The sequence below is a fragment of the Streptomyces rimosus genome (assembly GCF_008704655.1).
In the GTDB taxonomy this organism is placed as follows: Bacteria; Actinomycetota; Actinomycetes; order Streptomycetales; family Streptomycetaceae; genus Streptomyces; species Streptomyces rimosus.
On record NZ_CP023688.1, the window covers coordinates 9,108,616 to 9,134,308 of the forward strand.

Annotated in this window: 11 protein-coding genes; 8 read left to right on the top strand and 3 right to left on the bottom strand. The window is 72.8% G+C overall.

What is annotated here, in order from left to right; translation table 11 throughout:
• The first annotated feature begins 553 nt into the window (after positions 1-553).
• The 6 genes from CP984_RS39770 (at position 554) to sbnA (ending at position 19,940) form a co-directional block, all read left to right on the top strand.
• On the top strand, positions 554-13,792 hold the full coding sequence (locus CP984_RS39770) for a non-ribosomal peptide synthetase (protein WP_003982968.1): 13,239 nt from the start codon (positions 554-556) through the stop codon (positions 13,790-13,792).
• Between the two features lie 69 nt (positions 13,793-13,861).
• Positions 13,862-14,080 carry an MbtH family protein gene (locus tag CP984_RS39775; protein WP_003982967.1) on the top strand — a complete coding sequence of 73 codons (219 nt, stop codon included), beginning with the start codon at positions 13,862-13,864 and terminating at the stop codon, positions 14,078-14,080.
• An 88-nt stretch (positions 14,081-14,168) separates the two neighbouring features.
• Positions 14,169-16,691, top strand: coding sequence for a non-ribosomal peptide synthetase (locus tag CP984_RS39780; protein WP_003982966.1), 2,523 nt, complete (start codon positions 14,169-14,171; stop codon positions 16,689-16,691).
• Positions 16,688-17,728, top strand: a complete 1,041-nt coding sequence (locus CP984_RS39785; RefSeq protein WP_050498892.1) for a TauD/TfdA family dioxygenase — start codon at positions 16,688-16,690, stop codon at positions 17,726-17,728. Before CP984_RS39780 ends, CP984_RS39785 begins: the two co-directional genes overlap by 4 nt.
• A gap of 43 nt (positions 17,729-17,771) precedes the next feature.
• Entirely contained in the window at positions 17,772-18,857 is a 1,086-nt protein-coding gene (gene sbnB, locus CP984_RS39790; protein WP_003981361.1) for a 2,3-diaminopropionate biosynthesis protein SbnB, read from the top strand.
• A 15-nt stretch (positions 18,858-18,872) separates the two neighbouring features.
• Entirely contained in the window at positions 18,873-19,940 is a 1,068-nt protein-coding gene (sbnA, locus tag CP984_RS39795) for a 2,3-diaminopropionate biosynthesis protein SbnA (protein ID WP_078587039.1), read from the top strand.
• 29 nt (positions 19,941-19,969) lie between these two features.
• Here the strand turns inward: sbnA and CP984_RS39800 are convergent, their stop codons facing one another.
• Entirely contained in the window at positions 19,970-21,496 is a 1,527-nt protein-coding gene (locus CP984_RS39800) for an amino acid adenylation domain-containing protein (protein ID WP_003981363.1), read from the bottom strand.
• Between the two features lie 176 nt (positions 21,497-21,672).
• Between CP984_RS39800 and CP984_RS39805 the strand changes: the two genes are divergently transcribed.
• Both CP984_RS39805 and CP984_RS39810 read left to right on the top strand, forming a co-directional pair.
• Positions 21,673-21,927, top strand: coding sequence for an acyl carrier protein (locus tag CP984_RS39805; RefSeq protein WP_003981364.1), 255 nt, complete (start codon positions 21,673-21,675; stop codon positions 21,925-21,927).
• Positions 21,924-23,225 carry a condensation domain-containing protein gene (locus CP984_RS39810; RefSeq protein ID WP_003981365.1) on the top strand — a complete coding sequence of 434 codons (1,302 nt, stop codon included), beginning with the start codon at positions 21,924-21,926 and terminating at the stop codon, positions 23,223-23,225. The genes CP984_RS39805 and CP984_RS39810 overlap by 4 nt, the downstream gene beginning before the upstream one ends.
• Positions 23,226-23,286: 61 nt before the next feature.
• Here the strand turns inward: CP984_RS39810 and CP984_RS39815 are convergent, their stop codons facing one another.
• Together CP984_RS39815 and CP984_RS39820 are read right to left on the bottom strand one after the other, a co-directional pair.
• On the bottom strand, positions 23,287-24,078 hold the full coding sequence (locus tag CP984_RS39815) for a phytanoyl-CoA dioxygenase family protein (RefSeq protein ID WP_032920656.1): 792 nt from the start codon (positions 24,076-24,078) through the stop codon (positions 23,287-23,289).
• Positions 24,079-24,742: 664 nt separating this feature from the next.
• Positions 24,743-25,504, bottom strand: coding sequence for a MerR family transcriptional regulator (locus tag CP984_RS39820; protein ID WP_003981367.1), 762 nt, complete (start codon positions 25,502-25,504; stop codon positions 24,743-24,745).
• Positions 25,505-25,693 lie beyond the last annotated feature (189 nt).

Sequence of the window (25,693 nt, forward strand, 5' to 3'; positions counted from 1 at the left end):
AAATGCCGCCTGCCGGGCGCCCGGACGGCGTCCGGGATTTGACCGGATGCGGAGATGAACGACCTTGACGCCGCCCCGGGTGGCTGGTTGACTCACATGAGATCCGGTCAGGCATCGGCTGGCCGGATCGGATACAGGCAGTGTGCATGTCTACGGGGGATTGCGATATGGCACGAGTCAAGCGGAGAGGGCCGCGTCCAACGGCTCCCGCACAGCGGAAATCCAGTACGGCGCCGCGTTCGCCGAACCGCTCCGGCTGACGTCGGCCGGGCACGCGCGCGTCCTCCCGAGGGCGCCGGCCCGGCGTTTCCCTTCCGCGGGCCCGCCCGGCTCGCGTATCTCCCATCGCCGTACGGCTGTTCCGTATCCGTACCCGAACGTATGAACCGGTGTTCCGCGGCACCCTGCCCGGCCGGCCGCCCGGCCATGCCGCCCGCATGACGGTTCCCGCCCCACCGACCACCGATCGACCCTGCCCGCCGCAGGCCGCGCCGCCGTACCCGGCCGCCCGGCCGCCGCACGGACATGAACCGCCAGGAAAGCGAGCGAGAAGTTGGACGCCACGCCATCGTCGACACCGGACCCGACCGCTCCCGGAGCGGACGGCGGACCGGCCGGGTCGCGCGAGGAGACGCTGTGCGCACTCTTCGCCGAGGTGCTGGGGGTGCCTCACGTCGGCCCGCACGACGACTTCTTCGCGCTCGGCGGCCATTCGCTGTCCGCGATCCGGCTGCTGGTCCGCATCCGCGGCGTACTGGGCGCCGAACCCCCGATCAAGGACGTGTTCGAGCACCCGACCCCCGCCGCCCTGGCCCGGCGCCTCGGCGCGGAGGCCGGCGAGGGCGACCGGCGCGCCGCGCTGACCCCGATGGCACGCCCCGAACGGCTGCCCCTGTCGTTCGCGCAGCGCCGGCTGTGGTTCCTGCACAAGCTGGAGGGGGCGTCGGCGACGTACAACATGCCGTTGACGCTGCGTCTGAAGGGCAAGGTGGACGCGGAGGCGCTGCACGCGGCCCTGCGGGATGTGACGGCGCGGCACGAGACGCTGCGCACGGTCTTCCCCGAGGTGGACGGCGAGCCGCGGCAGGTCGTCCTGGACGCCGCCGACGCCGACCTGGCCTGGGAACACCGCCGGGTCTCCGCGGCCGAACTCCCCGCGGCGCTCGACGAGTCGGCCCGGTACGGCTTCGGCCTCGCCACCGAGATCCCGGTACGCGCCTGGCTCTTCGAGCTGTCCGACGACGAGAGCGTGCTGCAACTGCTGCTGCACCACATCGCGGGCGACGGCTGGTCCCTGGCCCCCCTCGCCCGGGACGTCCTGGCCGCCTACACCGCCCGCGCGGACGGCGCCGCGCCGCAGTGGTCCGAACTGCCCGTCCAGTACGCCGACTACACCCTGTGGCAGCGCGACCTGCTCGGCGACGAATCCGACCCGGGCAGCCTCGTCAGCCGTCAGGTCGCCTATTGGCGTGCGCAGTTGGCCGACCTGCCGGACCTGGTGAGCTTCCCCACCGACCGGCCGCGCCCCGCGGTGGCCTCCTACGACGGCGACCACCTGGAATTCACCCTCGACGGCACGCTGCACCAGCGCCTCGTCGCCCTGGCCCGGCAGTCGAACACCACCGTCTTCATGGTGCTCCAGGCCGGTATGGCGGCCCTGCTCACCCGCCTCGGCGCCGGCACCGACATCCCCCTCGGCAACGGCGTCGCCGGCCGCGCGGACGAGGCCCTCGAAGACCTCGTCGGCCTCTTCGTGAACACCTTCGTGCTGCGCACGGACACCTCCGGCGACCCCACCTTCGAGGAACTGCTCGGCCGGGTCCGCGACACCAGCCTCGCCGCGTACGAGCACCAGGACGTGCCCTTCGAGCACCTGGTGGAACTGCTCAACCCGCACCGCTCCGGCTCCCACCACCCCCTGTTCCAGGTGGCGATGGTCCTCCAGAACACCCCGGAGGAGTCCTTCCGGCTGCCCGACCTCGACGTGCGCAGCGAGTTCGTCTCCACGGCGACCTCCCGGTTCGACATGCTCGTCGAGATGTTCGAACGGCACGAGGACGTGCACGGCACCTCGGGCATCGAGACCGTCGTCGAATACGCCACGGAACTGTTCGACCGCGCGACGGTCGAGGCGCTGCTGAACCGCTGGGTACGGCTGCTGGAGCAGGTGACGGCCGACCCGTCGCTGCGCCTCGGACAGGTGGAACTGCTGTCCGGCGACGAGCGCGAGACGCTGCTGACCGGCTGGAGCGGCACCCCGGCCGAGGTGCCCGCCGTGACGCCGGCCGAGGAGTTCACGGCCCACGCCCGCCGCACCCCGGACGCGCCGGCCCTCGCGACAGGGGACCGGACGGTCACCTACGCGGAGCTGGACGCACGGGCGAACCGCCTCGCGCACTGGCTGCGGGCTCAGGGCGTCGGCCCGGAGAAGCTGGTCGGGGTGCTGCTGCCGCGTTCGGCCGAGATGGTGGTCGCGGTCCTCGCCGTCCACAAGGCCGGTGGCGCGTACCTACCGGTGGACCCGGAGTACCCGCAGGAGCGCCGCGATTACCTGCTGGCCGACGCCGCGCCCGTTCTCACCCTGGACGAGGGGGCGCTGCGACAGGATCTGTCCGGATTCCCGGACACCGATCCGGGCGTGCCGGTCGAGCCCGACCACCCGGCGTATGTGATCTACACGTCCGGCTCCACCGGTCTTCCCAAGGGGGTCGTCGTCCCGCACCGGGGCGCGGCGAGCCTGGCACACGCGCAGATCGAACGCTTCGGAGTGACGGCGGACAGCCGGATTCTCCAGTTCGCCTCGCCCAGCTTCGACGCGGCGTGGTGGGAGCTGGTGATGGCGTTCTCCTCGGGGGCCACGCTGGTGGTGCCGGAGGAAGGCCGCCTGGTCGGCAAGGCGTTGCAGACGGTGCTGGCCGACCAGCGCGTGACGCATGTGACGCTGCCGCCGTCGGTGCTGGGGGCGCTTCCGGCCGGGGCCGAGTCCGCGCTGCCTGAGCTGCGGGCGGTGGCACTGGCGGGTGAGGCGGTGCCGCCGGAGCTGATCACCCGGTGGGCGGTGGACGGCCGCGTGGTCGTCAACGCGTACGGGCCCACGGAGTCCACGGTGTGCGTTTCGATGAGCGGGACCACGGACGGAACCGTCGCGCCGATCGGGCGTCCGGTCACCAACACACGTGTGTACGTTCTGGATGCGGCGCTGCGGCCGGTGCCGGTGGGCGTGGCCGGCGAACTGTACGCGGCGGGCGCCGGCCTGGCCCGTGGCTACGCGAACCGCCCCGGCCTGACGGCGGAGCGCTTCGTCGCCTCGCCGTTCGAGCCGGGCGTGCGCATGTATCGCACCGGTGACCTGGCGCGCTGGCGTGCCGACGGCCAGCTGGAGTACCTGGGGCGTGCGGACGAGCAGGTCAAGGTCCGCGGCTTCCGTATCGAGCCCGGGGAGATCGAGTCGCTGCTGACCGCTTCGGACGGCGTACGGCAGGCCGTGGTGGTGGCCCGTGAGGACGTGCCGGGTGACCAGCGCCTGGCCGCGTACGTCGTACCGGACCTCAATGCGGCTGTGCGGGCCGGTGCGGAGGCGGACGGGGACGCGCAGGTCGAGGAGTGGCGGGAGATCTACGACTCGGTGTACGCCGAGACCGGCACCAGGGGCATCGCTTTCGGTGAGGACTTCTCCGGCTGGGACAGCTCCTACACCGGCGAGCCGATCCCTCTCAGCGAAATGCGCGTCTGGCGGGACGCGATCGTGGACCGGGTGCGGGAGTTCGGCGGCTCGCGGGTGCTGGAAATCGGTGTCGGCGCCGGTCTGCTGATGGCCCACCTCGCGCGGGACGTGGACGAGTACTGGGGCACGGACCTGTCCGGCGCCGTGATCGAGCGGCTGTCGGCACAGGTGGCGGAGGCGGGGCTGAGCGAGCGCGTACGGCTGCGTGCCCAGGCGGCCGACGATGTGGACGGCCTGCCGTCCGGCTCCTTCGGCACCGTACTGATCAACTCCGTGGTGCAGTACTTCCCGGACGGGGAGTACCTGGCCAGGGTCGTCGACCGGGCGCTGGGGCTGCTGGCTCCCGGCGGCCGCCTGGTCATCGGTGATGTCCGGCACGCCGGTTCGCTGCGCGCGCTGCATGCGGCGGTGCACGCCGGTCGCGGTGCGTCCGCACGGGCCGCGGTGGACCGCGCCGTGCTCCTGGAGAAGGAACTCGTCGCCGCCCCCGAGTTCTTCGCGGAGCTGGCGGAGCGGGACGAGCGGGTGGGCGCGCTGGACATCCGGCTCAAGCCGGGCGCGTATCACAACGAGCTGACGCGTCACCGCTATGAGGTCGTGCTGCACAAGGCTCCGGAGCGGGTCGTGGACCTGTCCGGGGTCCGGCAGGTGGCCTGGAGCGCCGGTACCGACCTGGGACAGCTGCCGGAGGGGCCGCTGCGCCTGACCGGCATACCCAACGCGCGCCTGGTCGCCGAGGCGGCCATGGAGCGGGCGCTGGACGGCCGGGACGCCGAGGAGTTCGACGGCCCGGCCGTGGACCCCGACGAGCTGGTCGCGCGGGGCCGTGAGCACGGACTCCGGATCGTGCCCACCTGGTCGTCGCGTTCGGTGGCGCTGTTCGACGCCGTCGTGCTGCCGGACGGCGCGGACGACGCCGCGCTCTCCGGCGTGTACGTGCCCGCCGCCACCGGCGGCCCCTGGACCAACACCCCGGTTGCCGCCCGAGGCATCGGCGCCGTCGTGAAGGCGGCCCGCGCGCGCCTCGCCGAGCGCCTGCCGGAGTACATGGTCCCCTCCGCCGTCATGGTCCTCGACCGGCTGCCGCTCACCCCGAACGGCAAGCTGGACCGCAAGGCCCTGCCCGTACCCGAGTACGCCGCCATGGCGGACGGCCGCAAGCCCCGCACCCCGCAGGAAGAGGTGCTGTGCGGCCTCTACGCCGAGGTGCTGGGCGTGGACCGGGTGGGCATCGACGACAGCTTCTTCGACCTGGGCGGGCACTCCCTGCTCGCCACCCGCCTGGTCAGCCGCATCCGCAGCGTCCTCGGCACCGAGCTGCCGATCAAGGACGTGTTCGAGGCACCGACCGTCGCCGAACTGGTGGCACGGCTGGCCCCGGGCGGGCGCACCCGTACGGCGCTCACCCGGGTGGCGCGCCCCGACCGGGTACCACTGTCGTCCGCCCAGCGCCGCCTGTGGTTCCTGCACAAGCTGGAGGGCCCGTCCGCCACGTACAACATGCCGTTGGCGCTGCGCCTGACCGGCGACGTGGACACGGAGGCGCTGCACGCGGCCCTGCGGGACGTGATCGGGCGGCACGAGTCGCTGCGTACGGTCTTCCCGGAAATCGACGGCGAGCCGTACCAGCGGGTGCTGGACCCGGCCGAGGCGGACTTCGCCTGGGAGCGCCGCACGGTCACCGAGGCCGAGCTGCCGTCGGCGATGGAGGAAGCCGCCCGGTACGGCTTCGACCTGGCCGGTGAGCCGCCGATGCGCGCCTGGCTCTTCGAAGCCGGGGCGCAGGACAGCGTGCTGCTGCTCCTGCTGCACCACATAGCGGGCGACGGCTGGTCCATGGGCCCGCTGGCCCGCGACGTGGTCGCCGCCTACACCGCCCGCGTCCAGGACACGGCCCCGCAGTGGCCGGAGCTGCCGGTGCAGTACGCGGACTACACCTTGTGGCAGCGCGAACTGCTCGGCGACGAGTCCGACCCGGACAGTCTGTTCAGCCGCCAGGTCGCCTACTGGCGCACCCAGCTCGCCGGCCTGCCCGAGCAGGTGACGTTCCCCGCCGACCGGCCGCGCCCGGCGGTCGCCTCGTACCAGGGCTCCTACGCGGAGTTCACCATCGACGCCGCGCTGCACCAGCGCCTGGCGGACCTGTCCCGCGCCTCGGGCGCGACGGTCTTCATGGCGCTGCAGGCCGGTATGGCGGCGCTGCTGACGCGGCTCGGGGCGGGGACGGACATCGCGCTGGGCAGTGGCGTGGCCGGTCGTACGGACGAGGCGCTGGACGACCTGGTGGGCCTGTTCGTCAACACGTTCGTCCTGCGCACGGACACCTCGGGCGATCCCAGCTTCGAGGAACTCCTCGCACGCGTACGGGAGTCGAGCCTCGCCGCGTACGCCCACCAGGACGTGCCGTTCGAGCACCTGGTGGAGCTGCTGAACCCGCAGCGCTCGACCGCCTACCACCCGCTCTTCCAGGTCGCCCTGGTCCTCCAGAACACCGACCAGGGGGACTTCACCCTGCCCGGCCTGCGGGTCCGGATGGAGGAGGTGGCCGCGGGTACCTCGCGCTTCGACATGCTGCTCTCGCTCACCGAGCAGTACGACGCGGCGGGCCGCCCGGCCGGCATCGCGACGCTGGTCGAGTACGCCACCGACCTCTTCGACCGGTCCACCGTCGAAAGCCTCGTCGCCCGCTGGATACGGCTGCTGGAACAGGCCCTGGACGCGCCCGAGCGGCTGATCGGCCAGGCCGACCTGCTCACCGGGCAGGAGCGCCGGCAACTGCTGGAGCACTGGAACGACACCGCGGCCGACGTCCACCCGGGCACCCTGGTGGACCTGGTCGAGGCGCAGGTCGAGCGGTCGCCCGAGGCCACCGCCGTCCTGTACGGCGACACCGCGCTCACCTACGCCGAGCTGAACGCGCGCGCCAACCGGCTCGCCCGGCACCTCGTCGGGCTCGGCGTCGGACCCGAGCGGCTGGTCGCGGTCGCGCTGCCCCGCTCGGCGGAGACCGTCGTGGCCCTTCTCGGCGTCCTCAAGGCCGGCGGCGCCTACCTGCCGCTCGACCCCGACGATCCGGCCGAACGGCTGCTGGCCACGCTCCGCGACGCCCGGCCCCAGCTGGCTCTGGTCACCCGGGACGGCGGCCTGGACACGGCCGCCGCGGGCGTCCCGGCCGTCGTCCTCGACGACGCGGAGACCACCGAGGCCGTCGCGCGGCACGCCGCGGGCAACCTGGCGGACAGCGAGCGCACCACGCCGCTGACCCCCGCCGGCCCGCTGTACGTGATCTACACCTCCGGCTCCACGGGCCGCCCCAAGGGCGTCCTCGTCGAGCACCGCGGCCTGGCCAACAACCTCCAGTGGATGCGGGACGCCTACCCGGTGGGCCCCGGCGACGTGCTGCTGTTCCGTACGTCGGTGCGGTTCGACTCGGTGGGCCTGGAGATCTGGTTCCCGCTGCTGACCGGTGCCGCGATCAGCGTGGCGCCCGCCGACGTGGTCCGCGACCCGCAGCGGCTGGTCGCCCACATCGCGGAGTACGGCGTCACCGTCGCCCAGTTCCCGCCGTCCCTGCTGGCCACGCTGCCCGAGCCGCCCGCCGGACACGCGGTCCGCCACATCTGGTCCAGCGGCGAGGCCCTCCGCCCCGACCTGGCCGCCCGCATCAGCACGGCCTGGAACAGCGAGCTGTCCAACCTGTACGGCCCCACCGAGATGACCATCCAGGTCGCCTCCGCCGTCTGGACGGGCGAGGACACCGGCGGCCACGCCGTACCGATCGGCCGCCCCATGTGGAACACCCGGGCCTTCGTCCTGGACGCGGGCCTGCGGCCGGTGCCCGTGGGCGTCGTGGGCGAGCTGTACGTGACCGGCGTCCAGGTGGCGCGCGGATACGTGGGGCGCCCCGGACTGACCGCCGAACGCTTCGTCGCCTGCCCGTTCGCGCCGGGCGCGCGGATGTACCGGACCGGTGACCTGGTACGCCGGCGTGCCGACGGTCAGCTGGAGTTCGCCGGCCGCGCCGACGAGCAGGTCAAGCTGCGCGGCTTCCGTATCGAGCCCGGCGAGATCGAATCGCTGCTGACCGCCTCGGACGGCGTACGGCAGGCCGTGGTGGTGGCCCGTGAGGACGTGCCGGGTGACCAGCGGCTGGCCGCGTACGTCGTTCCCGACCTGGACGTGGCCGCGCGAGCGGGTGCCGGTGCGGAGGCGGACGGGGACGCGCAGGTCGAGGAGTGGCGGGAGATCTACGACTCGGTGTACGCCGAGACGAGTACGAAGAACATCGCTTTCGGTGAGGACTTCTCCGGCTGGGACAGCTCCTACACCGGCGAGCCGATCCCGCTGAGCGAAATGCGCGCCTGGCGGGACGCGGTCGTGGACCGGGTGCGGGAGTTCGGCGGCCGTCGTGTCCTGGAGATCGGCGTGGGTTCCGGTCTGCTCATGGCGCACCTGGCCGGCGGCGTGGACGAGTACTGGGGCACGGACCTGTCGGCCGCCGTCATCGAGCGGCTGACGGGGCAGGCGGCCGAGGCGGGGCTGAGCGAACGCGTACGGCTGCGGAACCAGGCGGCCGACGAGGTGACGGGACTCCCGGCCGGGTACTTCGACACCGTACTGATCAACTCCGTCGTGCAGTACTTCCCCGACGGGGAGTACCTGGCACGCGTGGTCGGCCGGGCGCTGGACCTGCTCGCGCCCGGCGGCCGCCTGGTGATCGGCGACGTACGGCACGCCGGTTCGCTGCGGGCCCTGCGGGCCGCGGTGCAGTCCGGGCGGGGCGCGGCGGCGCGGACCGTCGTGGACCGGGCCGTCCTGCTGGAGAAGGAACTGGTCGTGGCGCCCGAGTTCTTCGCGGGCCTCGCGGCGGGGGACGAGCGGGTGGGTGCGCTGGACGTCCGGCTGAAGCCGGGCGCGTACCACAACGAGCTGACCCGGCACCGCTATGAGGTGGTGCTGCACAAGGCGCCCGAGCGGGTCGTGGATCTCGCCGGGGTCCGGCAGGTGGCGTGGAGCGCCGGTCTCGACCTGGGGGCCCTGCCTGAGGGGCCGCTGCGTATTACCGGTATACCCAATGCGCGCCTGATGGCGGAGGTGGCGGCGGAACGGGCTCTGGATGGCCTGGATGCCGAGGACTTCGGCGGGGCCCCGGTTGATCCTCAGGATCTGGTGGAACAGGGCCGGGAACACGGCCTGCGGGTGATCCCCACCTGGTCGTCGCGGTCGGTGGCCCTGTTCGACGCGGTGCTGCTCCCGGCGGACGACGGGGACGCGGTCCTGTCGGGCGTGTACGTGCCCGCCACCACCGGCGGCCCCTGGACCAACAACCCCGTGGCCGCCAAGGGCATCGGCGCCATCGTCGAGGCGGCCCGCGACCACCTGGCGGCGCGACTGCCCGCATACATGGTGCCGTCGGCGCTGATGGTCCTGGACCGGCTGCCGCTCACGCCCAACGGCAAGCTGGACCGCAAGGCGCTGCCCGTACCCGAGTACGCCGCCACGCCCGGCGGCCGCGCCCCGCGCACCCCGCAGGAAGAGGTGCTGTGCGGCCTGTTCGCCGAGGTGCTGGGCGTGGGCCGGGTCGGTATCGACGACAGTTTCTTCGACCTGGGCGGCCACTCGCTGCTCACCACCCGCCTGGTCAGCCGTATCCGCGGCAGCCTGGGCGTCGAGGTGCCGATCGCCGCGGTCTTCGAGGCGCCGACCGTCGCCGGACTGGCGGCCCGCCTCACCGGCAACGGCCGCACCCGTACGGCCCTGGTCCCGATGGAGCGTCCCGGCACGGTGCCGCTGTCCTTCGCCCAGCGCCGCCTGTGGTTCCTGCACCAGCTGGAGGGCCGCTCCGCCACGTACAACATGCCGTTGGCGCTGCGCCTGACCGGCGACGTGGACGCGGACGCACTGCATGCGGCCCTGCGGGACGTGATCGGACGGCACGAGTCGCTGCGTACGGTCTTCCCGGTGACCGACGGCGAGCCGTACCAGCGGGTGCTGGACCCGGCCGAGGCGGACTTCCCGTGGGAGAGCCGGGACCTCACCGAGGCGGAGCTGCCGGGCGCCCTCGACGCGGCGGCGAAGTACGGGTTCGACCTGGCCGGGGAGATCCCGGTCCGGGCGTGGCTCTTCCGCACCGGTCCGCAGGTAGGCGTCCTGCTGCTGCTCGTCCACCACATCGCGGGCGACGGCTGGTCGATGGGCCCGATCGCCCGTGACTTCGTGGCGGCCTATACCGCGCGTTCGCGTGGCGCCGCCCCGCAGTGGCCGGAGCTGCCGGTGCAGTACGCGGACTACACCCTGTGGCAGCGCGAACTGCTCGGCGACGAGTCCGACCCGGACAGCCTCTACGCCCAGCAGATCGCCTACTGGCGGCGGCAGTTGGCCGGTGTACCTGAGCAGGTGACGTTCCCCGCCGACCGGCCGCGCCCGGCGGTCGCCACGTACGAGGGCACCCACCTCGACTACGAGCTGACGGCCGAGCTGCACCAGCGTCTGGTGGCGCTGGCCCGCCGCGCGAACGCGACGGTGTTCATGGTCCTCCAGGCCGGTATGGCGGCGCTGCTGACGCGGCTGGGCGCGGGGACGGACATCGCGCTGGGCAGTGGGGTGGCCGGCCGTACGGACGAGGCGCTGGATGATCTGGTGGGCCTGTTCGTCAACACCTTCGTCCTGCGGACGGACACGTCCGGCGACCCCGGCTTCGAGGAACTCCTCGCACGCGTACGGGAGTCGAGCCTCGCCGCGTACGCCCACCAGGACGTGCCGTTCGAGCACCTGGTGGAAGTCCTCAACCCGCAGCGCTCGACCGCCCACCACCCGCTCTTCCAGGTCGCCCTGGTCCTCCAGAACACGCCGCGCAGCGAATTCGAACTGCCGGGCCTGCGGGTCGCCCCGGAAGCGGTCGGCATCGGCAGGTCCCGCTTCGACATGCTGCTCAGCCTGGACGAGAGCAGCGGCGAACAGGGCGTCAGCGCCACCGTCGAGTACTCGACCGACCTCTTCGACCGGTCCACGGTCGAGGCGCTGCTCGACCGCTGGGTACGGCTGCTGGAGCAGGTGACGGCCGACCCGTCGCTGCGCATCGGCCAGGTGGAGCTGCTGTCCGGCGGCGAGCGCGACCAGGTCGTGTCCGGCTGGAACCGGACGGCCGCCGAGGTGCCCGGCACCACCCTCGCCGGATTCGTCGCCGGGCACGCCCGCCGCACCCCGGACGCGACCGCCTTCGTGGCGGGTGATCTGTCGCTCTCCTACGGGGAGCTGGACGCGCGGGTGAACCGGCTGGCGCACTGGCTGGCCGGTCGGGGCGTGGGCCCGGAGCACCTGGTCGGGGTGGCGCTGCCCCGGTCCGCCGACCTGGTGGTGGCGGTCCTCGCCGTACTGAAGGCGGGCGGCGCGTACGTGCCGGTCGATCCGGACTACCCGGAGGAGCGCCGCCGTTACATGCTCGCCGACGCGGCGCCGGTGCTGGTCCTGGACGAGGCGGCGCTGCGGCAGGATCTGTCCGGCTTCCCGGACACCGACCCGGGCGTGCACGTCGCACCGGAGAACCCGGCGTACGTGATCTACACCTCCGGCTCCACCGGCCTGCCCAAGGGCGTGGTGGTCACCCACCGGGGCGTGGCGAGCCTGGCCCACACCCAGCGGGAACGCCTGGGCGTGACCTCCGGCAGCCGGGTGCTCCAGTTCGCCTCGCCCAGCTTCGACGCGGCCGTCTGGGAACTGGTCGTCGCCTTCGCGTCGGGCGCCACCCTGGTGGTGCCGGAGGGCGGGCGCCTGGTGGGCGAGCAGCTCCAGGGCGTCCTCGCCGACCGGCGCATCACCCACGCCCTGATCCCGCCGTCGGTGGTGGCCACCCTGCCCGACGGCGCCGGTGCCGCGCTGACGGACTTTGCCTGCCTGGTGGTGGGCGCCGAGGCCGCGCCGCCCGAGCTGGTGGCGCACTGGTGGGCCGGCGGCCGAAAGGTCGTCAACGCGTACGGCCCGACGGAGTCCACGGTCGCGGTGTCCATGAGCGACACGTTCACCGGCGGCGTGGTGCCGATCGGGCGCCCGGTCGCCAACACCAAGGCGTATGTGCTGGACGCCGGGCTGCGACCGGTGCCGGTGGGCGTGGTCGGCGAGCTGTACGCGGCGGGCGCGGGCCTGGCCCGTGGCTACGCGAACCGCCCCGGGCTGACGGCGGAGCGGTTCGTGGCGTCGCCGTTCGAGCCGGGGGCGCGGATGTACCGCACCGGTGACCTGGCGCGCTGGCGGGCCGACGGCCAGCTGGAGTACATGGGCCGGGCCGACGAGCAGGTCAAGGTGCGTGGCTTCCGTATCGAGCCCGGGGAGATCGAGTCGCTGCTGACCGCCTCCGAGGGCGTACGGCAGGCCGTCGTCCTGGCCCGCGAGGACGTCCCCGGCGACCAGCGCCTCGCCGCGTACGTGGTGCCCGACCTCGCCGCCGCCGCGGTGGCCGGAGCCGTCGAGGAGGCCGCCTCCGGCGTCGACGCGCAGGTGGGGGAGTGGCGGGAGATCTACGACTCGGTGTACTCCGGGCCGGGCGGCGAGACCTTCGGTCTCGGCGAGGACTTCTCCGGCTGGGACAGCTCCTACACCGGTGAGCCGATCCCGCTGGACGAGATGCGGGCCTGGCGGGACGCGATCGTGGAGCGCGTTCGCGGGTTCGGTGGCCGCCGGGTGCTGGAGATCGGCGTCGGATCGGGCCTGCTCATGGGGCACTTGGCCCCGCACGTGGACGCCTACTGGGGCACTGACCTGTCCGGTGCCGTCATCGAGCGGCTGACCGGCCAGGTACGGGCGGCGGGTCTCGGCGACCGGGTGCATCTGCGCTGCCAGGCCGCCGACGTGACGGAGGGACTGCCGGCCGGCACGTTCGACACCGTACTGATCAACTCGGTGATCCAGTACTTCCCGGACGACGCGTACCTGGCCAAGGTCGTCGGCCAGGCGCTGGAGCTGCTGGCGCCCGGTGGCCGGCTGGTGATCGGTGACGTGCGGCATGCCGGTTCGCTGCGGGCGTTGCACGCTGCGGTCAATGCCGGGCGTGGTGCGTCAGCGCGTGCTGTCGTGGACCGGGCGGTGCTTCTGGAGAAGGAGCTGGTGACCGCTCCGGAGTTCTTCGCGGAGCTGGCGGAGCGGGACGAGCGGGTGGGCGCGCTGGACATCCGGCTCAAGCCGGGCGCGTACCACAACGAGCTGACCCGGCACCGCTATGAGGTGGTGCTGCACAAGGCGCCCGAGCGGGTCGTGGACCTGTCCGGGGCCCGGCAGGTGGCGTGGAGCGCTGGTCTCGGCCTGGGGGCCCTGCCTGAGGGGCCGCTGCGCATCACCGGCATACCCAATGCGCGTCTGATGGCGGAGGTGGCGGCGGAACGGGCCTTGGACGGCCTGGATGCCGAGGACTTCGGCGGGGCCCCGGTCGATCCGCAGGACCTGGTGGAACGGGGCCGGGAGCACGGCCTGCGGGTGATCCCCACCTGGTCGTCGCGGTCGGTAGCCCTCTTCGATGCGGTGCTGCTCCCGGCGGACGACGGGGACGCGGCCCTGTCGGGCGTGTACGTGCCCGCCACCACCGGCGGTCCCTGGACCAACAACCCCGTGGCCGCCCGCGGCATCGGCGCGGTCGTCAAGGCGGCCCGCGCGCGCCTGTCGGAGCGCCTGCCGGAGTACATGGTCCCCTCCGCCGTCATGGTCTTGGACCGGCTGCCGCTCACGCCCAACGGCAAGCTGGACCGCAAGGCCCTCCCGGTGCCCGACTACGCGGCCACGGCCGGCGGCCGCAAGCCCCGTACCGAGCAGGAGACCTCCCTCTGCGGCCTGTTCGCCGAAGTGCTCGGCGTGGAGCGGGTCTCCATCGACGACAGCTTCTTCGACCTGGGCGGCCACTCGCTGCTCGCCACCCGCCTGGTCAGCCGCATCCGCGCGGCGCTGGGCACGGAGGTCGCCATCGGCACCGTCTTCGAGGCGCCGACCGTCGCCGGGCTGGCCGAACGCCTGGCGGCGGCACCGAAACCGGCCGCCAAGCGGCCCGCCCTGCGCCGGATGCCCCGGCCCACCGACCGCACCTGAGCCACCACATACGACCGGACGGCGTCTTCCCGGCGCCGTCCGCCCACCGAGAAAAAGTGAGGACCCGAGATGACCAACCCGTTCGAGAACCCGGACGCCAGCTACCTCGTACTCGTCAACGACGAGAAGCAGCACTCCCTCTGGCCCGCCTTCATCGAGGTCCCCGACGGCTGGACCGTCGCCAAGACCGCGGACACCCGGGACGCCTGCCTCGCCTACGTCGAGGAGCACTGGACCGACATGCGTCCGGCCACCCTGGTCGAGGCCATGGCGGCCGCCGGGTCCTGAGACGCGTCCGCAGAGCGCAGCAGCCACGGGGGCGCCCACCGCGTACGGCGCCCCCGGTCACCACTCCTCCGGCGAAGGCACAGAGAACATGGCCACACCGACAGACACCGGTTCCCCCAGCGGGTCCGGGACCGTTTCCGTCATCCCGCGGTGGCGCACCGAGCCACAGCAGGACGGCGGGCCCGCCACCGCGTACACGTGCCGGGTCCCCGACTCCCTGGTCCCGGCGCTCACCGGGCTCGCCGAGCGGCTCGGTGTGCCGGTCGGCGCCGTCCTCCTCGCGGCGCACGCCAAGGTGCTGTCGGCGCTCACCGGCGAGACGGACGTGCTGACGGGCCGGGCCGCGCCCGGCGACGGCGGCGCGCACCGGCCGTGCCGGATGCCGGTGGCGGACGGCGACTGGGAGCAGCTGGTGCTCGCCGCCCAGCGCGCGGCCGACGGTGCGGCGGACCCCGGGGATGCGGAACAGCGGTACGAGGTCGTGTGCGACCTCTCCACGCTGGGCGACATCGCCGGACCGGCCGGACTTGAGCTCAAGGACCTGGCGGACGCGGGTGCACACCTCGTACTGCGCGTCGCCTTCGGCGGCACACCCGAGAACGGCCTGCACCTGCGGCTGGACGGCCGTGCGGACGTCGTCGACCTGCCGTACGCGGAACGGATCGCCGGTTACCACGTGGCCGCCCTGGAACACCTGGCCGCCACCCCGAAGGCCGCCCACCACCGGCAGAGCCTGCTGTCCACCGACGAACTGGCGTACCAGATCGACGGTCTGGCGGGCCCGGAGCGTTCGGTGCCCGACCGGCGCGTGCACGAACTGTTCGAGGAGCGGGTACGGCAGCACCCCGGCCGCACCGCCGCCGAACACGACGGCGCCTCATGGACGTACGACGAGCTGAACCGCCGGGCCAACCGCGTCGCCCACGCCCTGCTGCGCCGCGGCCTGGAGCCCGAGGACGTGGTGGCCGTGGTCACCGAACGCAACCTCGACTGGCTCGCCGCCGTGCTCGGCGTCTTCAAGGCCGGCGGCGTCTACCTACCCGTCGAACCCCACTTCCCGGCTGCCCGCATCGCCGCCATGCTCACCCGCAGCGCCTGCCGTTTCGTGCTCACCGAGCCCGGCGCCACCGCCGCCCTCGACGAGGCGCTGACGGACCACGGCGCCACCGCGCGCCTGCTGATCACCGAGGTGACCGCGGCGGCCGCCGACGGCGCGCACGACACCGACCCCGGCGTGCCCGTGGCCGCCGACAGGCTCGCGTACATCTACTTCACCTCCGGCTCGACCGGCGAGCCCAAGGGCGCGATGTGCGAACATGCGGGCCTGGTCAACCACCTCTTCGCGAAGATCGACGACCTGGAGATCGGCCCGGAGCAGACCGTCGCGCAGACCGCGCCGCAGTGCTTCGACATCTCGCTGTGGCAGCTCGTCAGTGCCCTGGTGGCGGGCGGCCGCACCCGGATCATCGGGCAGCGCGACATCCTCGACGTACGGCGCTTCGTGGACAGCCTCGTCGACGGGGACGTGGAGGTCCTCCAGGTGGTGCCCTCCTACCTGGAGGTGATGCTCACCTACCTGGAGGAGCACCCGCGGCCCCTGGGCCGGCTGCGCAGCGTCTCGGCGACCGGTGAGGCGCTGAAGAAGGAGCTGACCGAGCGGTGGTTCGCGGCGTACCCCGGCATCAAGCTGGTCAACGCCTACGGCCTCACCGAGACCTCCGACGACACCAACCACGAGGTGATGGACCGGGTCCCGCAGACGGACCGGGTGCCGCTCGGCCCCGCGGTCAACAACGTCCGCGTGTACGTCGTGGACGAGGCGCTCGCCCCCGTACCGCTCGGCGCGCCCGGTGAGATCGTCTTCTCCGGCGTCTGCGTCGGCCGCGGCTACATCAACGACCCCGAGCGCACCGCCGCCGCGTTCGGCAGCGACCCACACCGGCCGGGGGAGCGGCTCTACCGCTCCGGCGACATCGGCCGGTGGCTCCCCAACGGCAGCCTGGAGTTCCTGGGCCGCCGGGACGCGCAGACCAAGATCCGCGGCTTCCGCATCGAGATCGGCGAGATCGAGAACCGGCTGCTGCGGGTGCCCGGCGTGCGCGACGCCGCGGTCGTGGTGCTGGAGAGCCCCGACCACGGCAAGCACCTCGTCGCCTGCTACGCCGCCGACGCCCCGCTCGACGAGGCAAAGATCCGGCGGTCGCTGGGCGACGCCCTGCCCGCGTACATGGTTCCCCAGTACTTCCACCACCTGCCGGCCCTGCCGCTGACCGGCAACGGCAAGACCGACCGCAAGGCCCTGGTCCGGCACGCCGGTGAACTGGCCGCGGCCCGCACCGCGTCCGACGCCGGTACGGACGGCGCCGCGCCCCGGACCGGCACCGAGCGGCGGCTCGCCCGGCTGTGGGCCGAGGTGCTGCGGATACCCGTCGAGAGCATCGGCCGCGACCAGCACTTCTTCGAGTCCGGCGGCACCTCGCTGTCCGCCGTACGGCTGGGCGTGGCCATCGGGGACGCGGTGACGCTGGAGGACATCGTCCGGCTCCCGGTCCTGTCCGAACTCGCCGCGGCCATGGACGAGAACGACCAGCAGAAGGACATCAGCGCATGACACAGCCGCCCGCCACCGACGCCGTACCGCAGTCAGCGGACGCACCGGCCCCGGACCTGGAGGCCGCCCTCGAACTCGCCCCCGGCAAACCGCCGGTGCTGCACGTGGACGAAGCCGTGCCGGCCGCCGACCTCGGCGACTGGGCCGCCGAGCGCGGCCCGGCGCTGGAGGCCGCGCTGCTGCGCCACGGTGCCGTCCTCGTCCGCGGCCTGGGCGTACGCGACGCCGCCGCGCTGGGGCGGCTGGCCGCACCCGTCACCGGCCCGGCCGTGCCCGAGCGCGAGGCGTTCGCCCGCCGCCGCCCGCTCGGCGGACCGGTGTTCTCCTCCCTGGAGTGGCCGCCGGACCAGCCCATGTGCATGCACCACGAACTGAGCTACGCGCTGGAGTTCCCGCGGCTGCTGGCCATCGGCTGCTTCACCCCGCCCGCCACCGGCGGCGTGACCGGCCTCGCCGACGCCCGCCGGGTCCTCGCCGACCTGCCCGCCCCGATCGTCGAACGGTTCACGGCGCAGGGCTGGCAGCTGACCCGCTCGTACAACAGCGTGGTCGGGCTGGGCTGGACGGAGGCGTTCGGCACCGAGGACCGGGCCGAGGCCGAGGCGTACTGCACGGCCAACGGCATCGACTTCACCTGGCAGCCGGACGGCAGCCTGCGCACCCGCCAGCGCCGCTCCGCGGTGATCAGCCACCCGCTGACCGGCGAGCGGGTCTGGTTCAACCAGATCGCGTTCCTCAGCGAATGGACCATGGAACCGGCCATCCGCGACTACCTGGTGCGCCAGCTCGGCCAGGACGCCCTGGCGTTCAACACCCGCTACGGCGACGGCACCCCCCTCGAACCGGAGACCGTCGCGACCGTCAACGAGGTCTACGAGGCGGCCACCCTCAGGGAACCGTGGCAGGCCGGTGACGTGCTGCTCGTCGACAACATCCGCATGGCGCACAGCCGCGAGCCCTTCACCGGGCCGCGCGAGGTGGGCATGGTCCTCGGCACCCCGGTACGGCTCGCCGACTGCTCGCCCACCCACTCCTGACCCGCGCCCCCGCCCCTTCGGAGAAACGGAGCCACGCTCCCTCATGACCGTCCGGATTCCCCCCTTCGCCGTCGTCCCCGGCTCGCAGGTGCACCAGGTGCTCTCCGGGCAGGAGGAGCACGTCATCGCGCTGATCGAGGCGGCCTACCGCGTCCACGGCGAGGGCGACACGGTCAACCCGCCGTCGTACTTCCTGCGCTTCCCCGACCGTCCCTCCTCGCGCATCATCGCGCTGCCGGCCTCCATCGGCGGGCAGAGCAAGGTCGACGGCATCAAATGGATCTCCAGCTTCCCGGAGAACATCGAGGCGGGCATCCCGCGCGCCTCCGCCGTCGTCGTGCTCAACGACCAGGCCACCGGCTACCCGATCGCCTGCATGGAGAGCTCCATCATCAGCGCCGCGCGCACCGCGGCCTCCGCCGCCCTGGCCGCCGACGTGCTGACCAAGGAGCGCGGCCGGCCGCGCCGCATCGGCTTCTTCGGCACCGGCTTCATCGCCCGCTATATCCACACCTATCTGCACGGCGCGGGCTGGACCTTCGACGAGGTGGGGGTGCACGACCTCGATCTGGAGCACGCGGGCGGCTTCCGCTCGTACCTGGCGCGCAGCGGCGCCACCGGGCAGGTCACCGTGCACGAGCGGGCCGAGGACCTGATCAGGTCCAGCGATCTGGTGGTGTTCGCGACCGTCGCGGGCACCCCGCACGTCACCGACCCCGGGTGGTTCAGCCACCACCCGGTCGTCCTGCACGTGTCGCTGCGCGACCTGGCGCCCGCCGTCATCCTGGAGTCGGCCAACATCGTCGACGACATCGAGCACTGCCTGAAGGCCGACACCTCGCCGCACCTGGCCGAACAGCAGACCGGCAACCGCGACTTCATCGACGGCACCCTCTACGACGTCATGACCGGCCGGACCGCTGTGCCCGCCGGCCGGACCGTGGTGTTCTCGCCCTTCGGGCTGGGTGTCCTGGACCTCGCGGTGAGCAAGTACGTCTACGACCGAGTGGCCGCCGAGGGCACCCTCAAGGTCGTGGACGACTTCTTCCACGAGACCAGCCGCTACGGCGACGACCCGGCGAAGACGCCCGGACCGGCGGGCGGCGGGGCGGGCGGCGGCCATGCGTGAGGCGGGGTGGCCGCGGTGCCGGTGATCACCTCTCCCCAGGAGTTCAACACCGACGACCTGTACGTCGACCTGCGCCCGGTGCTGGGCACCGCACTGCACCTGAAGTGCGAGGGCTTCAACTTCGCCGGCTCCGTCAAGCTCAAGGCCGCCGCCGCGATGGTGGCGGCGGCCGAGCGCTCCGGCGTGCTGCGCGCGGGGTCGGTCCTGGTGGAGTCGTCGTCCGGGAACCTGGGCGTGGCGCTCGCCATGATCGCGGCGGACCGGGGCTACCGCTTCCTGTGCGTGACCGACGCCCGCTGCAACGTCGGCACCCGGCGGCTGATGGAGGCCATGGGCGCCGAGGTGCACACGGTCGACCGGCCCGACGAACAAGGCGGCTACCTCGGCGCACGGCTGCGGTACGTCCGTGAACGGTGTGCCTCCGACGCCCGGTACGTCTGGCTGAACCAGTACACCAACCCGTACAACGCCCTCGCCCACCAGCACACCACCGCCCCCGCGATCGCCCGGCAGTTCCCGGACCTGGACGTGCTCTTCGTCGGCGCGGGCACCACCGGCACGCTGATGGGGTGCGCCCGCTTCTTCCGGCAGTGGACGCGCCCGGTGACCGTGGTGGCCGTGGACGCGGCCGGTTCGGTGACCTTCGGCGGGCCGCCGCGCACCCGTATGATCCCGGGGCTCGGCGCGGGCGTCCGGCCGCCGCAACTCGACCACTCCCTGGTGGACGACGTGGTGATCGTGCCGGAGCCCGAGACGGTACGGACCTGCCACCAACTGGCCGCCGCCGGGTTCCTGTTCGGCGGGTCCACCGGCACGGTCGTCGCCGGAGCCCGGCGCTGGCTGGCCGCCCACCGCTCCGGCGCCCCCGGCACGGCCGTGGCCATCTCACCCGACCTGGGCGAGCGCTACCTGGACACCATCTACCAGGAGTCGTGGGTACGGAACGTCTACGGGGACGCCCCGTACGAGGAGGGCACGGAAGGCTCCGACGCCCCGGCCGAGGACGGGTACGGTGCGTCGTCGCAGGACGCGTACGGACCGGCGGACAAGTGCACGCTGGGCGCGGGGTCGGCGGCGCGGTGACCGCGCCGCCGCGCGGCCACCGCACGCTTCTACGCGGGGGCGGACGCTCCGTCCGCCTCCGCGGCGGCGCGCTCGGTCAGCACCCGGCGGTCCACCTTGCCGTTGGCGTTGCGCGGCAGGGACGGCAGCCGGTACGCGGTCTCGATGATCGCGTACCGGGGGAGCTGCTGGGCGCAGTGCCGCTTGAGGTCGATGAGCGAGGGGTCGTGACCGTCCGCGGCGACCACGTACGCCACGACGGCGGCGTCGATGCCGGTGCCGCGCACGACGGCGGCCGCCTCGGCGACCCCCTCGTGGCTCTGCAGCACGGCCTCCACCTCGCCCAGCTCCACGCGGTTGCCGCGCACCTTGACCATCGCGTCGCGACGGCCGACGAACTGGAAGGTGCCGTCCTCCAGGACGAGCGCGATGTCCCCGGTGGCATACGTCCGGTCGGTGACCGGCGGGCGCCCCCAGTAGCCGAGCATCACGCTCGGCCCGGTGACGATCAGCTCGCCCTCCTCGCCGGGCCGGGCCGGCTGCCCGTCGGGCCGTACCGCGACGACGTGGTCCCCGCACACCGGGCCGCCGATCGGTACCGGCAGCAGCCGGTCGTCCGGAATGTCACCGACTTCGTAGGCGGTGCAGACGGTGGTTTCCGTCGGACCGTAGAGATTCATGAACCGAATGTCCGGAAAATGCCTCCGGAGCTGCCGCAGCGGGCCGATCGGAAAGGACTCGCCGGCGAACAGCAGACAGCGCAGCGACGGCACCTCGGTCTCCAGCAGACCGCCGTGCCGCATCATCAGCATCAGGGCCGCCGGCACCGAATACCAGACGGTGATCGCATGGTCGACGAGGAACCGGACCAGGGCTTTGGCGTTGTATGCCGTCTCCGGCGGCACGAGATGCACGGAACCGCCGACGGAGAACGGGACGTAAACGTCGATCACCGTCATGTCGAAATGAAAAGGAGCGTGATTGGAATGGCGGTCGGCGGCCGTGGCGCCCTCCGCTTTCGCGGCCCATTCGACCCACGCCCACGCGCTGTTGTGACTGTGGCACACGCCCTTCGGCTCACCGGTGGAACCGGACGTGTAGAGGATGAAGGCGAGGTCGTCGTCGGTGATGTCCGGCTCCGGCACGTCCGGGCCGGGCCGCACCGGCCCGGCGGGCAGCCGGTCCCAGGCGCCGCCGTCGGGCCAGGCGGTCATGACGGGGGCCGTGCCGCCGTGCTCCGCCAGCGCGGCGGCCCGCTCCGGAGGGGCCGCCACCAGGGCCGGAGTGAAGTTGCCGACCAGCTTGGCCACGCGCGCCGGCGGCGCCTGCGGATCGAGCGGCACATACGCGGCGCCCAGCCGGAGGGTGGCCTCCATGACCGCGACGGCCGCCACCGACTTGTCGAGCCAGATGCCGATCCGGTCGCCCTCGCGCACCCCGCGGGCGGCCAGTTCGCGGGCGATACCGTCCGCCCAGGCGTCCAGTTGTGCGTAATTCGCCGACCCGTCCGGACCGGAGACGGCCGGTGCGTCCGGAGTCCGCCGGGCCGCTTCCCGGACGAGCTGGTGCAGTTTCACAGTCGGGTCTCCATGTCTTCCTTGCCCGGCCCGCCCGGAAAACCTCAAGTTCCTTGACAGTCAACCCGGCAGAACAGTAGCGTGATTTACCGTCAGGTGCAGCTCGCGGAGCCGCTCGGTGGGAGAATGCGGCGAAAATGCCGACGTATACCTGACATGAACTCTGGGGGAGATAAATGAAGGATAGCGAGACCCTTGACGCTGTCAAGGGATTCATCGAGGAGAACGTCCTCAAAGGCCAGGGCGCGGTCGAAGGCGACACTCCGCTGCTGGAATGGGGGATTCTCGACTCGCTCTCCGTGGCCCGGCTCGGCGCCTTTATCGAGAAGCGTTACGGCGTCGTCATGCCCGGCGACACCCCGCTCGCCGAGAAATTCCACAGCCTGGACAGCGTCGTGGCGTTCGTCGGCGAACTGCGGGCCGCCGGATGACCGCACGACTGGCCCTGTCCGCGGCCCAGACCGGCGTCTGGGTCGCCCAGCAGCTCGACCCGGACGACCGGTCCTTCAACATCGCCGAGTACTGCGACATCCAAGGCCCCGTCGACCGCGCCCTCTTCGAGGCGGCGCTGCGCGAGGTGGTGGCCGCGACCCCGGCCCTGCGCGCCCGCTTCGGCCTCGGTGAGGAAGGGCTCTGCCAGGACATCGACGACACGGTGGACGTACCGCTCGTCTACGAGGACGTCAGCGCCGCACCGGACCCGCGCGCCGCCGCCGAACGCCGGATGCGCCGGGACCTGGAGAGGACCTACGACCTCGCCACCGGACCGCTGTTCTCCTGGGCCCTGTTCAAGGCGGGCCCCGAGCGCCACTTCTGGTACCGCGCCGCCCACCACGTCGTCGTGGACGGCTTCGGGCTCTCGCTCGTCGCCGCGCACGTCGCCGACGTCTACACGTCGCTGGTCACCGGACGCCCGCGCCGTCCCCGCCCGCCCGGCACGCTCGCCGAGGCGATCGCGGCGGACACCGCCTACCAGGAGTCGCCGGAGTTCGCGGCCGACCGCCGGTACTGGCTCGCGCGCATGGCGGACCAGACCGAGGTCGCGAGCCTCGCGGACCGGCAGCCGCCGCGTACCCGCTCCTACATCCGGCACAGCGGCCACCTCGGCCCCGGTGATGTGGACGCCCTGCGCGCCGCGGCCCGGCGTCTGGAGGTCACCTGGCCCGAGGTGGTGCTCGCCGCCGTCGCCGTGCTGCTGCACCGTGCGACGGGCGTGCGCGACGTCGTCCTGGGCCTGCCGGTCACCGGCCGCACCGCCCCGATGCTCCGCCGCGTACCGGCCATGCTGACGAACACCGTGCCGCTGCGCGTCACGGTTACCCCGGAGCGCACGTTCGCCGAGGTCGTCACCGAGCTCTCGGTACGGCTGGCGGAGGCCGTCGAGCACCAGCGCTACCCACAGGAGCGGCTGGTGCGGGAGTTGCCCGGACTGCCCGAGGGCCGCAAGCAGTTCGGCCCCGACGTGAACATCATGTCCTTCGGCTTCGGCAACGGCTACGCGGGCCACCCGGCCACCGTCCACAACCTCGCCGCCGGGCCGGTCGAGGACCTGACCGTCAACGTGTACGACCGGCTGGACGGCCAGGGCCTCCAGGTCTCCCTGGACGGCAACGACGCGCTGTACGGCCGTACGGAACTGGCCGGACACCTCGACGCCTTCCTCGGCCTGCTGCGTTCGGTGCCGACTCTCCTGGACGGAAAAGCCGTCGGGCAGGGCGCCGCGCGCTGAACTCCCGGAAGGCCCGCACCGCTCGCGGCGGCGCGGGCCTTCCGGCGCGCTCGGCCCCCGGTTACGCCAGGGCGCCTGCCAGGCGCTCCACCGGCGTGGTGTCCCGGCCGACCAGGAAGTCCGGACGGCTCGGCCGCACGGGCGCGTTGCGCACCGAGTTGTACGTGATCAGCAGCACCGCACGCCGGTCGTCCGAGAGGTTGTCGGTGGACGAGTGCACGATGCTCGGGTGGAAGGCGGTGATCGCGCCCGCCGGACCGGTCATCCGCACCGGCGGGAAGTCCGCGGCGAGTTCACGCACCCGCGCGTCCGGCACGGTGTGCGTCAGCCGCGCCGACACATGCTCGTGCCAGTCGCGCCCGGTGACCGCCCGCGCCGCCTCCGGCGCCTCGATCAGACCCAGGCGGTGCGAGCCGGTGAGGACGGTCAGCGGACCGTTGTGCTCGTGCACCTCGTCCAGGTTGATCGCGATGTTCACCGCGTCCGCCGCCGGCATGCCGTCCTCGTGCGCCCAGAACGCGAAGTCCTGGTGCCAGGGCCACTGCTGGCCCTCGCGCGGACTCTTGATGTTCACCTTGAACTGGTACACGTACACCCGGTCACCGACCAGTTCCTCGGCCAGATCCAGCAGCAGGGGATGCCGAACGAGCTGCGCGCACACATCGTCGTAACCGTGGCAGCCGTGCAGCGCCCGCACCGTGTCACTGCCCGCTTCCTGCACCACTTCCGGCCGGTCGGTGCGGGAGATCGCCGCGATGCTGTCCCGTACCTTCTCCAGCGCCTCCGGAGCGAGCCGGTCCGGAACGGCGAGCCATCCGCTGCGTTCGTATTCCTCGCGTGCATTCTGCGGCACAGCGGTTCCCCGTGACATGTATGACGTCTCCTCTGCGAAGTGCCGTGCCCGCGAGCGTCGTTGAGCGCCGGGGCAGCGGCGTGGAATGCGGCGGCAGGCCGCGAAGAGAAGAACGGCGGTGCCGGGCCGTGTCATACGCCCGCACCAGCAAGACGGCCGCCCGGACACACCGGCACGACCCGTCTTTCCAGCCCCCGTTCAACGGGACCAGTTAACTCCAGTGATGATCCACCGCGCAACCGTTGCCGGAAGCGGAATGAGGGGTTCGGGCGTGGGGTGGAGGGGGTGCGTCGTCGCCTGCGGCGGGGCGACCGAAGGCGTGGTCTACTCGGGCGGTCACGGGGCCGGGCGCGTCCCGGCCGACTGGGCCTTCGTGGAATTGCGGATCGGCGGGGCCGGCGTGGCCCGCGGCTACAGGGCCGCGCCCGAACCCAGCCCGCAACGCTTCGTACACCACGGGGGAGAGCCCCGGTACCTCGCCAACGCCCGCGCCCCAGGCGGTAAGCACGGCTCGGCCGGCGTCACGGTCGCAGACGCCGATAGAGGCGATCACCACCCTCAACGGCAGCGTCACGGGCCTCGACAACTATGGCCCGTCCATCAGCGGAACTGGCAAGTGGCCCGGCCGGGCCGCCGCACCCCCGTGACGGCGGCCCGGCCTGGCTCAGCCCAGCCGAGTCGCGGCGTACGCCTCGATGGCGGCCCGCTGGTACGCGGCCAGACCCGGCGCGATCGCCTCGTACGCCGCGCGCCAGTGCTCGTTCTCCACGCAGCAACGCCCGATCGCGCGGTACTCCTCGGCGGTGGCGGCCCGGCTCCGGGCCAACGTCCGGTACTGGGCGCCGATCTCGGCCTGCACCGCGTCGGCGTCGGCGGGCAGGCCGGTGGCCATCAACTCGGCCAGCCGGACCATCTGCGCCGTGCGCTCGCGCTCGTCGGCCTCGACCTCGGCCCTGCTCAACGCCGCGGTACGCCGCTCGACGGCCCCGACCAGCTCCGGGAAACCGTGCAGGGCCTTGATGCACTGGGCGGACCGGATGCCCTCGAACAGGTTCTCCGGCCGGCTGATACTGATCATGTCTGTGCCGTCCTTCCTGGACTGCTCCAGTTCGGCGATCGTGCGGGCGACGGTGCCGGCCAGGGCATCCAGCCGGTCACGCTCGGCGAGCAGCCGACGGTAGTGGCCCCGCAGGGCCTGAAGCTCGTCGACCTGCGCGGCCAGGATCCGGCGGATCTCGGGCAGTCCCAGGCCCAGCGCCCGCAGCACGAGAACCTGCTGCAGCCGCAGCAGCTGGCGCTCCTCGTAGTAGCGGTGGCCGTTGGTCCCGATCCAGGCCGGCGGCAGCAGGTCGATCTCGTCGTAGTGCCGTAGCGTCCGGGCCGTCACCCCCGACATCCGGGCGACCTCCGCGATCGGCCAGGCCATCGCCGCCTCCCTCACACCTGCCGGCACCGGGCCGGAATCCCCGGCCCTGCTCAGGACGGTAGAGGCTTCCGCTGCGGCAGCTTCAAGCCCGCCTATCGGATTCCCAGGCCGCGGCGGGACAACGCGCGGCCCGGTCGGCCGACAGAACCCGGCGGGCACCTGGTTCCAGGCGAGGCGCCGACCGGCAGG